The 13,058-nt window shown below is 75.1% G+C and carries 12 protein-coding genes; 5 read left to right on the forward strand and 7 right to left on the reverse strand.

The genetic code is table 11. The annotated features are described in order from the left end of the window. The first annotated feature begins 131 nt into the window (after window positions 1-131). Entirely contained in the window at window positions 132-1,145 is a 1,014-nt protein-coding gene (locus ACPCUX_RS00300; protein WP_423388034.1) for a phosphodiester glycosidase family protein, read from the forward strand. After that, window positions 1,145-2,293 (forward strand): glycosyltransferase, encoded by a 1,149-nt coding sequence (locus ACPCUX_RS00305; RefSeq protein WP_194216383.1) that lies wholly within the window; start codon window positions 1,145-1,147, stop codon window positions 2,291-2,293. Before ACPCUX_RS00300 ends, ACPCUX_RS00305 begins: the two co-directional genes overlap by 1 nt. Here the strand turns inward: ACPCUX_RS00305 and ACPCUX_RS00310 are convergent. From ACPCUX_RS00310 to ACPCUX_RS00320, 3 genes are all read right to left on the reverse strand, one after another. Next, complete coding sequence (locus tag ACPCUX_RS00310; RefSeq protein ID WP_423387940.1) at window positions 2,217-5,108, reverse strand: cation-translocating P-type ATPase; 2,892 nt, start codon at window positions 5,106-5,108, stop codon at window positions 2,217-2,219. The two genes, ACPCUX_RS00305 and ACPCUX_RS00310, sit on opposite strands and share 77 nt — an antisense overlap. A 77-nt stretch (window positions 5,109-5,185) precedes the next feature. Next, window positions 5,186-5,599, reverse strand: coding sequence for a type II toxin-antitoxin system VapC family toxin (locus ACPCUX_RS00315; protein ID WP_423387941.1), 414 nt, complete (start codon window positions 5,597-5,599; stop codon window positions 5,186-5,188). Beyond that, window positions 5,596-5,847, reverse strand: a complete 252-nt coding sequence (locus tag ACPCUX_RS00320) for a type II toxin-antitoxin system Phd/YefM family antitoxin (protein ID WP_396051934.1) — start codon at window positions 5,845-5,847, stop codon at window positions 5,596-5,598. The genes ACPCUX_RS00315 and ACPCUX_RS00320 overlap by 4 nt, the downstream gene beginning before the upstream one ends. A gap of 89 nt (window positions 5,848-5,936) precedes the next feature. Here ACPCUX_RS00320 and ACPCUX_RS00325 point away from each other — a divergent pair, with 89 nt between their 5' ends. Together ACPCUX_RS00325 and ACPCUX_RS00330 are read left to right on the forward strand one after the other, a co-directional pair. Beyond that, window positions 5,937-6,818: a TrmH family RNA methyltransferase gene (locus tag ACPCUX_RS00325; RefSeq protein ID WP_423387942.1), complete on the forward strand. Its 882-nt coding sequence runs from the start codon at window positions 5,937-5,939 to the stop codon at window positions 6,816-6,818. Window positions 6,819-6,905: 87 nt separating this feature from the next. Next, window positions 6,906-9,140, forward strand: coding sequence for a HelD family protein (locus ACPCUX_RS00330; RefSeq protein WP_423387943.1), 2,235 nt, complete (start codon window positions 6,906-6,908; stop codon window positions 9,138-9,140). 9 nt (window positions 9,141-9,149) lie between these two features. Here the strand turns inward: ACPCUX_RS00330 and ACPCUX_RS00335 are convergent, their stop codons facing one another. The 4 genes from ACPCUX_RS00335 to ACPCUX_RS00350 form a co-directional block, all read right to left on the reverse strand. After that, a complete protein-coding gene (locus tag ACPCUX_RS00335) occupies window positions 9,150-9,854 on the reverse strand; it encodes an esterase/lipase family protein (protein ID WP_081895927.1) in 705 nt (234 codons plus the stop codon). Continuing rightward, complete coding sequence (locus tag ACPCUX_RS00340) at window positions 9,851-10,852, reverse strand: alpha/beta fold hydrolase (RefSeq protein ID WP_423387944.1); 1,002 nt, start codon at window positions 10,850-10,852, stop codon at window positions 9,851-9,853. Before ACPCUX_RS00340 ends, ACPCUX_RS00335 begins: the two co-directional genes overlap by 4 nt. Then, window positions 10,831-11,280, reverse strand: coding sequence for an SRPBCC family protein (locus ACPCUX_RS00345; RefSeq protein WP_021483430.1), 450 nt, complete (start codon window positions 11,278-11,280; stop codon window positions 10,831-10,833). The genes ACPCUX_RS00340 and ACPCUX_RS00345 overlap by 22 nt, the downstream gene beginning before the upstream one ends. 85 nt (window positions 11,281-11,365) lie before the next feature. Further along, on the reverse strand, window positions 11,366-11,998 hold the full coding sequence (locus ACPCUX_RS00350) for a nucleotidyltransferase family protein (protein WP_114554211.1): 633 nt from the start codon (window positions 11,996-11,998) through the stop codon (window positions 11,366-11,368). A 105-nt stretch (window positions 11,999-12,103) separates the two neighbouring features. Here ACPCUX_RS00350 and ACPCUX_RS00355 point away from each other — a divergent pair, with 105 nt between their 5' ends. Further along, complete coding sequence (locus ACPCUX_RS00355; RefSeq protein ID WP_082774365.1) at window positions 12,104-12,988, forward strand: endonuclease/exonuclease/phosphatase family protein; 885 nt, start codon at window positions 12,104-12,106, stop codon at window positions 12,986-12,988. The last annotated feature ends 70 nt before the right edge of the window (window positions 12,989-13,058 follow it).

Below are 13,058 nucleotides of genomic sequence, written 5' to 3' on the forward strand. Positions count from 1 at the left end.
ACACGCCTGCTCCGTAGACACGGCCCATGAGCAACCCCACCTCGCACCTCGCCTCGTCAGCCTCGCCCGTGCCGCCCGTGCCGCCCGTGCCGCCCGTGCCGCCCGTGCCGCCCGTGCCGCCCGTGCCGCCCGTGCCGCCCGCGTCCCGGCGCCGACGACGGTGGCGTGCCGCGCTCGTCACCGCCCTCGCGGTGCTGCTCCCGCTGGGTGGCGCCACGGCGTGGGCGCTGGACCGGTTCGTCGTCGAGCACGTCGAGATCGACGACGTGTCGGCGTACGAAGCCTCGCAGGGCCTCGACGCGGGCGGGGCATCGGGCCAGGGGGCGACCGCGGACGACGGCGCAGGCGCCTCGACCGGCACCTCGGCGGCCACCTCCGCGGGCACCGGGACGGTCGACGGCGACACGTACACGTCCGACGCCACGAGCATCACGGTCTCCCGGGTGACCACCGGGTCGGGGGACGACACCCTGACGTACTACGTGGCCGACGTCGTGCTCTCCGACATGACGGACCTGCGCTCCGCGTTCGCGCAGGACGCGTTCGGCACGAACATCACGGAGACGACGTCGGACATCGCTGCCGACAACGGCGCCGTCCTCGCGGTCAACGGCGACTACTACGGGTTCCGCGACACCGGCATCGTCATCCGCAACGGTGTCGTGTACCGGGACGAGGGTGCGCGCGAGGGCCTCGCGCTCTACCGCGACGGCCACGTCGAGGTCTACGACGAGACGACGACGGACGCGCAGAGCCTCGTCGACGCCGGGGTGTGGAACACGCTGTCGTTCGGGCCCGCGCTCGTCGAGGACGGCGAGATCGTGGCCGGGATCGACGACGTCGAGGTCGACACGAACGTCGGGAACCACTCGATCCAGGGCGAGCAGCCGCGCACGGCGATCGGGGTCGTCGACGAGAACCACCTCCTCCTCGTCGTCGTGGACGGCCGTCAGGAGGGCTACTCGCGCGGCGCGACGACGACCGAGCTCGCCGAGATCCTGCAGGACCTCGGCGCGACGACCGCCTACAACATCGACGGCGGCGGGTCCTCGACCCTCTGGTTCGACGGCGAGGTCGTCAACAGCCCGTCACAGGGCCGTGAGCGTGGCACGTCCGACGTCCTCTACGTCGCGGACGGTGCCTGATGACCGGCGCGACCACGCGCGAGCAGCCCGCGGACCCGGCGACGAGCGTCGCGCGGACCGCCGTCGTGGTGCCCGCGTACCAGCCCGACGCGCGGCTCGTCGCGCTCGTCGACGCGCTGCGGGCGGCCGTCCCCGAGTCCCCGGTCGTGGTGGTCGACGACGGCAGCGACCGGCGGTGCGGGGGAGTGTTCCGCGCGGTGCGGGCGCTGGGCGCCGTGGTGCTCACCGTTCCGGTGAACCGTGGGAAGGGCCACGCGCTGCGGACCGGGATCCGGTGGGTGCACGACCGGCTGCCCGGCCACGGCGTGGTGTGCGCCGACGCGGACGGGCAGCACACCGTGGTCGACGTGCTGCGGGTCGCCGCGCGCTCGCAGGCCGAGCCCGAGGCCGTCGTGCTCGGCGCGCGCCGCTTCGCGGGCGACGTGCCGGTGCGCAGCCGCGTGGGCAACGCCGCGACCCGCTGGGCGTTCGCCGCGACGACCGGCACGCGTGTCCGGGACACCCAGACCGGGCTGCGCGCCTACGGGCCGGGCCTGCTCGACGATCTCCTCGCCGTGCGCGGGGACCGGTACGAGTACGAGCTGCGCGCGCTCCTCGAGGCGACCCGCGCGGGCCGCCGGATCGTCGAGGTGGACGTCGCGACGGTGTACCTCGACGACAACGCGTCCTCGCACTTCCGGCCCGTCGCCGACTCGTTGCGCGTGTGGGCGCCGCTGCTGCGGTTCGCGGCGTCGTCGCTCGGTTCGGCCGCGGTCGACGTCGTCGCGCTGCTCGCGCTGCACGCGCTCACCGGGTCGCTCCTCGCGGCCGTGGTGGGCGCGCGTCTGCTCAGCGCGGGCGTGAACTTCGCCGTGAACCGCCGCCTGGTCTTCCCGGGCGGGCGCGATCTCCCGCTGCGCGTCGCGGCGGCCCGGTACGTGGCGCTCGCGGCCGTGCTGCTCGCGGCGAGCTACGGGCTGCTCGCGCTGCTGACCGGGATCGGCCTGCCGCTCCTCGCGGCCAAGGTCGGCACCGACGCCGTGCTCGTCGCGACGAGCTACGAGGTGCAGCGGCGCGTGGTGTTCGCGCCTCTCAGCGCTGACCGGCGTCGCGCTCGACGAGGGCGGGCACGTGGTCGCGCGCCGTCCAGCGCCGGCCGACCCACTTGATGACCTCGACGAGCAGGAAGACGACGAGCGCGAGCCCGAGCGTCTTGCCCCACTCCGCGAGCGCGATGGGCGCCGAGTCGAACCACGAGTGCATGAACGGTGCGTAGACGAAGACGGCCTGCAGCGCGAGCAGCGTCGCCGCCGAGACCCAGACCACCCGGTTGCCGCGCAGCACGTCGAGCGTGAGGCTCGACCGGTCGAGGAACCGGCAGTTGAACAGGTAGGCGAGCTGGCCGAGCGCGAGCATCGTGACCGCCGTCGTCTGGGCCTCGGCGAGCGGGACGCCCTGCGCCCGCTCGACGTAGAACAGCAGGATGGTCGCGCCGCCGATGAGGAGCGACACGAGCAGGATGCGGCGCACGTACGCGCCGTCGAGGATCGACGCCTTCGGGTCGCGCGGGGCGCGGCGCATGACGTCGGGCTCGGCCTTCTCGTACGCGAGCGCGAGCGACAGCGTGACCGCGGTGATCATGTTGATCCACAGCACCTGGACCGGCTGGAGCGGCAGGGTGAGGCCGAACAGGACCGCGACGAGGATGACGAGCGACTGCGCGCCGTTGGTCGGGAGCAGGAACAGGACGGACTTGCGGATGTTGTCGTAGATCCGCCGACCCTCCTTCACGGCCCGCTCGATGGTCGCGAAGTTGTCGTCGGCGAGCACGACCTCCGCGGCCTCCTTGGTCGCCTCGGTGCCCTTGATGCCCATCGCGACGCCGACGTCCGCCTGGGTGAGCGCGGGGGCGTCGTTGACGCCGTCGCCCGTCATCGCGACGACCTCGCCGTGCGACTGGAGCGCGGACACGATGCGGATCTTGTGCTCGGGGCTCGTGCGCGCGTACACGTCGACGTCGCGCACCACCTGGCGCAGCTTCTCCGTGCTCATCTCCTCGAGCTCGGGGCCGGTGAGCACGGCCGGCGCGGACGAGCCGTCGTGGGCGTCGACGATGCCCATCTCGCGGCCGATCGCGAGCGCGGTGCCCGCGTGGTCGCCGGTGATCATCTTCACGCGGATGCCCGCGTCGCGGCACTCGGCGATGGCCTCGATCGCCTCGGGGCGCGGCGGGTCCACGATGCCGACGAGCCCGCACAGCTCCAGGCCGTCCGCGACGTCGGCGACGTCGAGGTCCGCCGTGCTGTCGGCGGCCGGGCGTCGCGCGGCTGCCAGCACGCGCAGACCCTGCCCGCCGAGCGCGTCGATCTGCGCGTCCCAGAACGCGCGGTCGAGCGGCTCGCTGCCGCCGTCCGGGCCGAGCTGGGTCGCGCAGCGGTCGAGGACGCGGTCGGGCGCACCCTTGACGTGCACGTGCAGGCCGCCGTCGGGGTCTGCGTCGAGCGTCGCCATGAACTTGTTCTCGGACTCGAACGGCACGACGGCGACGCGCCGCCACCCCGTCGGGTCGACGCCGGCCTTCATGCCGAGCGTGCGCAGCGCGCCCTCCGTCGGCTCGCCGACGAGCCGCCATCCGTCGGTGTCCTCGCCGTCGGGCACGATCCGCGCGTCGTTGCACAGCATCATGACCGTCGCGAGGGCCGCGAGGTCGCGGTCGTCGGCGAGGTCCGCGTGCCGGGTGCCCGACGCCGGTCCCTCGCCCGCGCCGTCCACCTCGCCGGGTGCGCCGGTCGACCTGGGGCGGGGTGCGTCGTCGGGCACGGTCACGTCTCCCACGGGCGCGTACCCCGCGCCCGCGACCGCGAACGTGCGCCCGCTCGTGCGGACCGTGCGTGCCGTCATCTCGTTCTTGGTGAGCGTGCCGGTCTTGTCCGAGCAGATCGTGGTCACCGAGCCGAGCGTCTCGACCGCGGGGAGCTTGCGCGTGATCGCGCGGCGCCGGGCCATCTGCTGCACCCCGAGCGCGAGGGTGATCGTCACGAGCGCGGGCAAGCCCTCGGGCACCGCGGCGACGGCGAAGCCGATGGACGCCGAGACGAGGTCGGGCACCGAGAAGTCGTGCACGACCCGGCCGATGATCACCATGACGACGGCCATCGCGAGGATGAGCACCGCGAGCAGCTTGCCGAACCGGTCGAGCTGGCGCGTCAGCGGCGTCGCGAGGCTGCGGACCTCGGAGATCATCGTCTGGATCCGGCCGATCTCGGTCGCCGTCCCGGTCGCGGTGACGACGCCCACGCCCTGGCCCGCGGCCACGAGCGTGCTCGAGAACAGCATGCTCGACCGGTCGCCCACGCCCGCGTCCGCCCCGACCGGGGCCACCGACTTTGCCGCCGCGACCGACTCGCCCGTGAGCGCCGACTCCTCGACGCGCAGGTTCGTCGCCTGGATCAGCCGGACGTCCGCGGGCACGCGGTCGCCCGAGCGCACGCGCACGACGTCGCCGGGCACGACGTCGTCGGCGTCCACGCGGGCCCACGCGCCGTCGCGCCGCACCTCGGCGTTGACGGACAGCATGTTCCGGATGCCTTCGAGCGCGCTCTCCGCGCGCCCCTCCTGGATGAACCCGATCGCCGCGTTGATCACCGCGACCGCGAGGATCACCGTGAAGTCGACCCAGTCGCCGAGGATCGCCTTGAGCACCGCCGAGACGAGCAGGATGTAGATGAGGATGTCGTCGAAGTGGACGAGGATCCGCTTCCACAACGGGTCGCGCTGCGGCGGCGGCAGCCGGTTGGGCCCCACCTCCGCGAGCCGCGTCGCGGCGTCGGCGCTGGAGAGGCCGCCCGCGTCCGTGCCGAGCTCGGCGAGGACGGCGTCGGGCGGGCGCGACCACGGCGCGTCGAGCGAGCGCTCGGTCGTGCTCGCCGAGGTCGAGGAGGCCGCCGTGGCGGGGGTCGGTGCAGCGTCCGGCGCGGATCCCATGCCCCTATTCGACCCCCGATGCCCGGATCGCGCGAGGGGCGAAGGACCGTGACCCGCGACACGCCAGCGGCCGCCGGTCAGGGTGAGGAGAACGGGTTCACGACCGGGACGCCGCAGTCGACGAAGTCCCGGGTGTTCCGTGTCGCCACCGTGAGCCCGTGGGCGAGCGCGGTCGCCGCGAGCAGGGAGTCGACGACGGGCAGCGGGTGCGCCGCGTGCACGGCCGGCGATCGCTGCGCGATCTCGAGCGTGACGGGCAGGATGCGGTCCCCGTACGTCTCCTCGAGACCGTGGACCCACGTCTCGAGCGCGGTCGCCCGCGCGGCGTCGCGAGACATGAGGCGCTGGACCCCGGTGCGGATCTCGCCGACGGTCAGCACCGAGAGGTAAATCTGAGGCGTTCGCAGCCCGCGGAGCCACGCGACGACCTGCTCGTCCGGTCGGGTTCGCACGAGCTCGGACACGACGTTCGTGTCGAGCAGGTACCTCACGCGTCGGCCCCGAGATCGAGCTCGCGCAACGGAGTCCGGTCACGGGTGAGGTTGAGGTCGTCCGCCGTGGGTGCCTCGAGGAGGTAGTCGGCGAGCTCCACCCGGACCCCGGTGAGCTCGTGATAGAGGTCGATCCCGACGACGACGGCGATCTCCTTGCCGTGCCGGGTGATGACCTGTGGACCGTTCTCGGCCTCTCGCAAGACCTCGCTCAGGCGTTGCTTCGCGTCCTGCACCTGCCAGCTCATGGGACCCCCGCTCCTCGTCCTGTCTGGACAGACTAGACAGGACGGAGCCGGGGATCAAGGCGCGTGGCATGCCTGGGAGAATCGACGACGTGAGCGAGACCAGCACCCGAGCCGGCCTGCGGGTCGTGCACGTCACCGACCCCGCCGACGGCCGCCTCGCGGACTACAACCGCCTGACCGACGTCGCGCTGCGGTCCAAGCACGAGCCGGAGAAGGGGCTGTACATCGCCGAGAGCTCGACGGTGATCCGGCGGGCGCTCGCCGCCGGGCACCGGCCCCGGTCGTTCCTCATGGCCGAGCGCTGGCTCGACGACCTCGCCGACGACATCGCCGCGCTGCCGGTCGACGACGCCCCGGGCGGCACGGGCGAGCAGGTCCCGGTGTACGTCGGTGCGCCCGACGTGCTCGAGGCGATCACCGGGTTCCACCTGCACCGCGGGGCGCTCGCGGCGATGCACCGCCCGCCGCTGGTCCCCGTGCGCGACCTGCTCTCCGCGGCGCGCGGCGGGACGGGTGCGCGGCGGGTCGCGGTGCTGGAGGACGTCGTGGACCACACCAACGTCGGTGCGATCTTCCGGTCGGCCGCCGCGCTCGGGGTCGACGCCGTCCTCGTCTCGCCGCGCTGCTCCGACCCGCTCTACCGCCGCTCGGTGCGCGTGAGCATGGGCACGGTGTTCCAGGTGCCGTGGACGCGGTTCGAGACGTGGCCGGGCGGGCTGGACCTGCTGCGCGACGAGGGTTTCACGGTTGCGGCGCTCGCCCTCGCCGACGACGCGATGAGCCTCGACGACGTCGTGGCCGACCCGCCCGAGCGGCTCGCGCTCGTGCTCGGCACAGAGGGCGACGGCCTGTCGCGCGGCGCGATCGAGGCGGCCGACCGGGTCGTGACGATCCCCATGGCGGGGGGAGTGGACTCGCTCAACGTCGCCGCGGCGTCGGCCGTCGCGTTCTGGGCGACGCGCGTCCCCTGACTCGTCGGTCGCGGCGGGAGAGACGGGAACAACGATGCTCCCCGACGCGTTGGGCCCGTGTCCGTACGTCGTACGAGAAGAGGTCCCGTGCCGGTCCAGCCCTCCCCGTCCCTGCCTGCCACCACCCGCCCCCACCACGGGCGCGACCTTGCGGCGCATGCCATCGCCGAGGAGCAGCAGCACCTCGACGCCGCGCTCGCCCGTCGCGCGGACCTGCTCGCCGAGCTGGACGCACAGCTCACCGCTCCTGCCGACGGCGCTGCCTACCGGGACGCGGTCTCGGACCCGGCCGGTGCCGAGTCCGTCGTCGAGCGCGCGCGGCGCGCTGGGTTGCGCCGCCGTCGCACCGAGCTCGAGCGCGCGGAGAGCGGGCTCGTCTTCGGCCGCGTCGACACCGTCGACGGGGCCACGCGCCACGTCGGGCGCGTCGGGATCACTGCGCCCGAGGACGACGCGGACCCGCTCGTGCTCGACTGGCGTGCTGACGGTGCACGCGCCTTCTACACCGCGACAGCGCGCGAGCCGCAGGGTCTTGCGCGGCGTCGGCACGTGCGGACCGCGAGGGACCGGGTCACCGGCGTGGACGACGAGCCGCTCGACGGCTCGGCGACCGGGGCGGAGGAGGAGGGCGGGCTCGTCGGCGAGGGCGCGCTGCTCGCGGCGCTGTCGGAGCGCCGTACCGGGCGCATGGGCACCGCCGTCGCGACCCTCCAGACGGAGCAGGACGCGATCGTGCGCGCCCCGGCGGACCAGGTGCTCGTCGTGCAGGGCGGCCCGGGGACGGGCAAGACCGTCGTCGCGCTGCACCGCGTCGCATACCTGCTGTTCACCTACCCGCACCTCGCCGAGCGGGGCGTCCTCCTGCTCGGGCCGTCGTCGCGCTTCCTCGAGTACGTGGCGCAGGTGCTGCCCGCGCTCGGGGAGACGGCGGTCGTCTCGGCGACGTGCGACACGCTCGTGCCCGGCGTCGCGCCCGAGCGGGAGGAGGGGCGCGACGTCGCGGAGATCAAGGGGCGCGCGCTGTGGCAGGACGTCGTCGCCCGGTACGCGGACTCCCTCGTCCCGGACGCGCGAGCCCTGACGGTCCGCCTCGACGGCGAGCCGCTCACGCTCGACCCGGCCCGCGTCGCCCAGGTCCTGCGTGCCTCTCGCGCGGGAGGCCGCAGCGTGCTGGCCGCGCGGGGCCGGGCCGTGGACCTGCTGCTCGACGCTCTCGTGGACGAGGCCGCGGAACGCCACACCGAGCTGCTCGAACGGGTCGAGGAGGGGTTCGAGGACGTGCTCGGGAAGCTCGACGCCGGGCTCGCCGCGCGCGACGACCGCGCCCCCACGACCGGCGCGCGCGGCGGCGACGTCGACGGCGAGCTCACCGAGGAGGACCTCGACCGGCTCCGGGAGGACCTCGCGCGCGACGCCGGGTTCGCGGCCGCCGTCGACGCCTGGTGGCCCGTCACGGACGTCCGCACCGCGCTCGCGGACCTGCTGGGCGACGCCGCGCTCCTCGCGCGCCACGCGCCCGACCTGACGACGGCCGAGGTGCGCCACGTCACGAGCGAGCCGCCCGCGCTCGCACCGAGCGACGTGCCGCTGCTCGACGCGCTCGCCGACGCGCTGGGGGCTCCCGACGCGCCCGGCGAGCAGGGCAAGTTCCTCGCGCAGCGGGCGGCCGCACGTCGCGACTGGGTCTACGGGCACGTCGTGGTCGACGAGGCGCAGGAGCTCTCGCCCATGCAGTGGCACATGGTGCTGCGCCGCTGCCCGACGCGGTCCGTGACGGCCGTCGGGGACGTCGACCAGACCGAGGCGCCGCACCGGCACACGGACTGGGCGGACGCCGTCGGCCCCGTCCTCGGGGAGCGTTGGCGGCGCGCGGACCTCACCATCTGCTACCGCACGCCGCGCGAGGTCATGGCGCTCGTCGGGCCGGTGCTGCGCGCGGCGGGCAGCCGGAACGACCCGCCGCGTGCGGTGCGGGACGCGGGGGTCGAGCCGCGGGACGTCGTCGTGCCGGACGGTGCGCCGGGACGCCTGGGTGAGACGGTCGCCGCCGAGGTCGCACGCCTCGCGGCCCGGTACGACGGCGGGACCGTGGGCGTCGTGGCGCCGGTCGCGCGCCTCGCGACGCTGCGCGCGGCGGTCGAGGGCGTGCCCGTCCTCGGGACGTCCGAGGCGAAGGGCCTCGAGTGGGACGCGGTCGTCGTCGTGGACCCCGACGGCGTCGCCGCCGAGCCGCGCGGGTGGAACGGGCTGTACGTGGCGATGACCCGGTGCACGCAGGAGCTCGTGCGCGTCGCGGTGGGCGAGCCCGCCCGCTCGGCCTGAGGGCCGCGCTCAGTCCGAGGGCGCCGACCGGGCGAACCGGTCGACCTCCCGCACCACGACCTCGACGAGCGTCGGGTCGCCGAGCGGGAGGAAGTGCCCGGCGAGCGGCAGCTCGACGTTCCGTCCGCCCTCGAGGCGGCCGGTCTCGGGGATGTGGGGGTCGAAGCGCGGGTACACGGCCGTGATGCGCGCGTCGACCCCGCGCTCGGCGGCGAGCGCGACCAGCGCGGCGTCGCGCGGCGAGAACGCGCGCAGCGTGCGCCCGAGGAGGTACTGCGCGTAGCGCGAGCCGCGGAACGGCGTCGCCACGGCGACCATGCCGGCGACGCGCGGCCCGGCGGCCGACAGCATGACGCGCTTGCCGACGAGGCCGCCCTTGCTGTGGGCGACGAGGACGACGTCGTGCAGGTCGGACCGCTCGAGGAACGCCGCCGTGCGGTCGGCAGCCTCGGCGAACGGGCGCCGGTTGTAGCCGAGGCCGGGCACGGCGTGCACGGGGTGCCCGGCTCGGGCGAGGGCCGTCGCGACCGGCCCGAGGAGCTGCCAGGTCTCGTAGACGCCGGGCAGGAGCACGACGGGGCTCGCGCCGCCGGGGCCGGTCGGGACGGGTCGGCGCGCGCGCAGGGCGCCCTGGACCTGGCGCGCGGCGACGTACGCGTAGTCCACCGCGCGGTCGCGCAGCCGCAGGGAGCGGGGCCAGCGGGGCGCCCTCACGGCAGGTCCCGGGGCAGGCCTCGGGGCAGGTCTCGCGGCAGTCCGCGCGGCAGTCCACCGGCATCACGCACGGCGGCGACGATCCCCTCCGGGTCGGCGTCCATCGCATGGTGGCGTCCCCGGACCTCGCGGAACATGCCGCGCGGCGCGGCGAGCGCGAGCTCGCGGCACCACCGGCGCGGAGCGATCGGGTCGTGCGCGCCCCGCACCACGACGAGACGCCCCGGCACGCGCGGCACGACGTCCTCGAGCCGGTGCCTCAGCATGTGCCGGACCTGGACCGCGTAGTGCGGCAGCGAGCAGCGCAGCACGTAGTCGACGGCGAGCGTCGCGAGCGCGCGCGGGCGCTCGCCCACCGCGTCGCGCGCGAGCCGCAGCGCCTGGCGCGGCGCGCTGCGGGCGTGGCGGTCCGCCGTCGGGCCGACGAGCACGCCCGCGGGCGCCTCGCGGGGGTGGTCGGCCATCGCCTGGGCGACGACCTGCGCGCCCATCGAGTGGCCGACGAGCACGACGACGGGTCGCGGGGCGCCGTCGGGCAGGTCGAGCACGTGGCGGCGCACGTGCTCCGCGACGACGGCCGCGTGCTCCTCGATCGACACGTCGCGCGGCGCGCGGGGCGCCGCGCCGAAGCCGGGCAGGTCGACCGCGTGCACCGCGACCCGGGGGAGCGCGCGCGGCCGCAGGAGCGCGCGCCGCACCGGGTCGAACGCGCGCGCCGATGACCCGACGCCGTGCACGAGCACGACCACGACGTCGGGCGCGTCCGCCCCGGACACGTGCACGACGGCGGTGAGGTCGCCGACCGCGCAGCGCGCCTCCGCGGTGCCCGCCGACGCTGCCGCCGCCGACGCCGCCGACGCCGCCGACACCGTCGACGGCGCGGACGACGCGCCGGAGCGGGCCCGGGCGAACCGGACCCGCTCCGTGACGTGCTGGGTGTCATCGCCGGCCGTGGCCGACGACGTGCTCCGGGTCGTCAGCTGACGTCTCCTCGCCACGCGCCCGTCTCGGCCCCGCGGGACTCGATGAACTCCTTGAACCGGGCGAGGTCGCCCTTGACGCGGCGCTCGTCGAGCTGGAGGACGTCGCCCACCTTCTCCACGACCCCCTCCGGCGTCCAGTCGAGCTGGACCGTGACGCGGGTCTGCGTGTCGTTCAGCCGGTGGAAGGTCACGACGCCCGCGTGGTCGGGGCCCGACGTGCTGTTCCACGCCACCCGCTCGTCGGGGTGCTGCTCGGTGATCTCCGCGTCGAACTCGCGCTCGACGCCGCCGATCTTCGTCTTCCAGTGCGTGTGCGTCGCGTCGAGCTGGCGGATCTCCTCGACGCCCTCCATGAAGCGGGGGAACTCTTCGAACTGGGTCCACTGGTCGTAGGCCGTGCGGACGGGGACGTCGACGTCGATCGACTGGGTGACCGTGCTCATCGGTGATACCTCCTGTGGTTGGCGGGCGGTACGACCACACCCTTCCCGGGGTCCGTCCTGCTCGCGCGGCGAACGGGGGTCGGCCTCACTCCAGCGCGCTCGACGGGTCTCCGGACGCCGGCTCGGCCGCGTCGGTGCGCGAGCCGAGGGAGTCGTCGCCCATGTCCTGCGCGTCCACGACGGCGAGCTCGTCGAGGAGGAACAGGAACGCGCGGGCGTACGGGTTGTCGTCCACGCGCTGCCGGACGTCGGACCAGTCGATCTGCTCGCGCATCGCCCGCGCGACCGGCAGGAGCCGCGAGAAGTCGCAGTAGTGCTCGCCGAGGACGCGCAGCTTCGACGCCATGATCTCGGTCGCGGAAAGCACGGGCATGCGGACCGCGAGGACCTCGAGCTCGTCGGTGCGCGCGAGCAGGTCGTCGTCGATCGGCTCGCCGACCATCCGGTACAGGACGTCGATGAGCTCGCCCCCGTGGTACGCCTTGAAGAGCCAGTTCTCCGTCGGCTCCGTGATCTCGAGCCCCGCCTCGCGCAGCACCTCGCGCGCGCGGTCCACGTCCACCTCGCGGATCGCGAAGTCGGCGTCGTGGCTCGGCTCCGGCGCCCCGCGCGCCCACGCCGCGTAGCCGCCGACGAGCGCGTGCGGGATCTCGGCCTCGGCCAGCGCCGCGGCGGTCATCCGGAGGCCGTCGTGCAGTGCGTCCCTGTCGTCCACCATGCCCAGGGTCTACACCACCCCGGGGGTGCTGGCACGTCGCCACGGGGGAGCGGCCGCCCTGCCGAGCGCGTGCGGCGTCGGGCCGTGGTCCCCACAATCGGGAGGGTGCGCCTCGCGACGTTCAACATCCTGCACGGGCGGTCGCTCGTCGACGACCGCGTCGACGTCGACCGCTTCGCCGGTGCCGTCCGGGCCCTCGACGCGGACGTCCTCGCGCTCCAGGAGGTGGACCGGGACCAGCCCCGCTCGCACCGCGCCGACCTCACCGCGGTCGCGGCCGAGGCGGCGGGCGCCGTCGACCACCGGTTCGTCGCGACGCTCGTCGGCGAGCCGGGCGTGTGGACCGCGCCGACGGGGGAGCACCAGCCGGGCCGCGCCGCCTACGGGATCGCCGTCGTGAGCCGGTACCCCGTCACGGCGTGGCGCACCGTCCTGCTGCCCGCGCCCCGCACGCGCGTGCCCGTGCGCTTCCCCGGGCGCCGGCTGCCGACGCTCGTGCGCGACGAGCCGCGCGCGGCCCTCGTCGCGCGCGTCGAGGCGCCGGGCGGGCCGGTGACGGTCGTGTGCACGCACCTGACCTTCGTGCCCGGGCGCAACCTCACGCAGCTCGTGCGGCTCACCCGGGAGCTCGCCGCCGACGTGCCCGACGGCGAGCCCGTCGTCCTGCTCGGCGACCTCAACATCGAGGCGCCCCAGGCCGCGCGCACGAGCGGGTGGCGCCCCCTCGCCTCCGCGCCGACGTTCCCCGTCGGCGAGCCCGCGCGCCAGCTCGACCACGTGCTCGCGCACGGCCCGGTCCGGGCGACGGCGCCCGCCGTCGCGGTCGACACGGGGCTGTCGGACCACCGGGCGCTCGTCGTGCCCGTCGCGCTCGGCGGGGAGCGGCACGCGTCCCCGACGCGCGCGCACGCGGCGGACGAGGACCACGCGCCGCCCACCGCGGGCGCGGGAGAGCCGCGACGGCGGGCCGGCCGGGCCGCCGAGGGCTGACCGACGCCGTTCGTGAGCCCCGTCACACGGACGTGAGGGGCTGGTTCTGGGCGGGCGACATAGATTAGCC

The organism is Cellulosimicrobium sp. AB352 (genome assembly GCF_049538415.1).
In the GTDB taxonomy this organism is placed as follows: Bacteria; Actinomycetota; Actinomycetes; order Actinomycetales; family Cellulomonadaceae; genus Cellulosimicrobium; species Cellulosimicrobium funkei.

What these genes read in the sequence shown, in the direction of transcription:
- ACPCUX_RS00345 (WP_021483430.1), bottom strand. Translation starts at nt 11,280, where the DNA reads ATGAGCACGGTCACCCAGTCGATCGACGTCGACGTCCCCGTCCGCACG.
- ACPCUX_RS00350 (WP_114554211.1), bottom strand. Translation starts at nt 11,998, where the DNA reads ATGGTGGACGACAGGGACGCACTGCACGACGGCCTCCGGATGACCGCC.
- ACPCUX_RS00310 (WP_423387940.1), bottom strand. Translation starts at nt 5,108, where the DNA reads ATGGGATCCGCGCCGGACGCTGCACCGACCCCCGCCACGGCGGCCTCC.
- ACPCUX_RS00320 (WP_396051934.1), bottom strand. Translation starts at nt 5,847, where the DNA reads ATGAGCTGGCAGGTGCAGGACGCGAAGCAACGCCTGAGCGAGGTCTTG.
- ACPCUX_RS00305 (WP_194216383.1), top strand. Translation starts at nt 1,145, where the DNA reads ATGACCGGCGCGACCACGCGCGAGCAGCCCGCGGACCCGGCGACGAGC.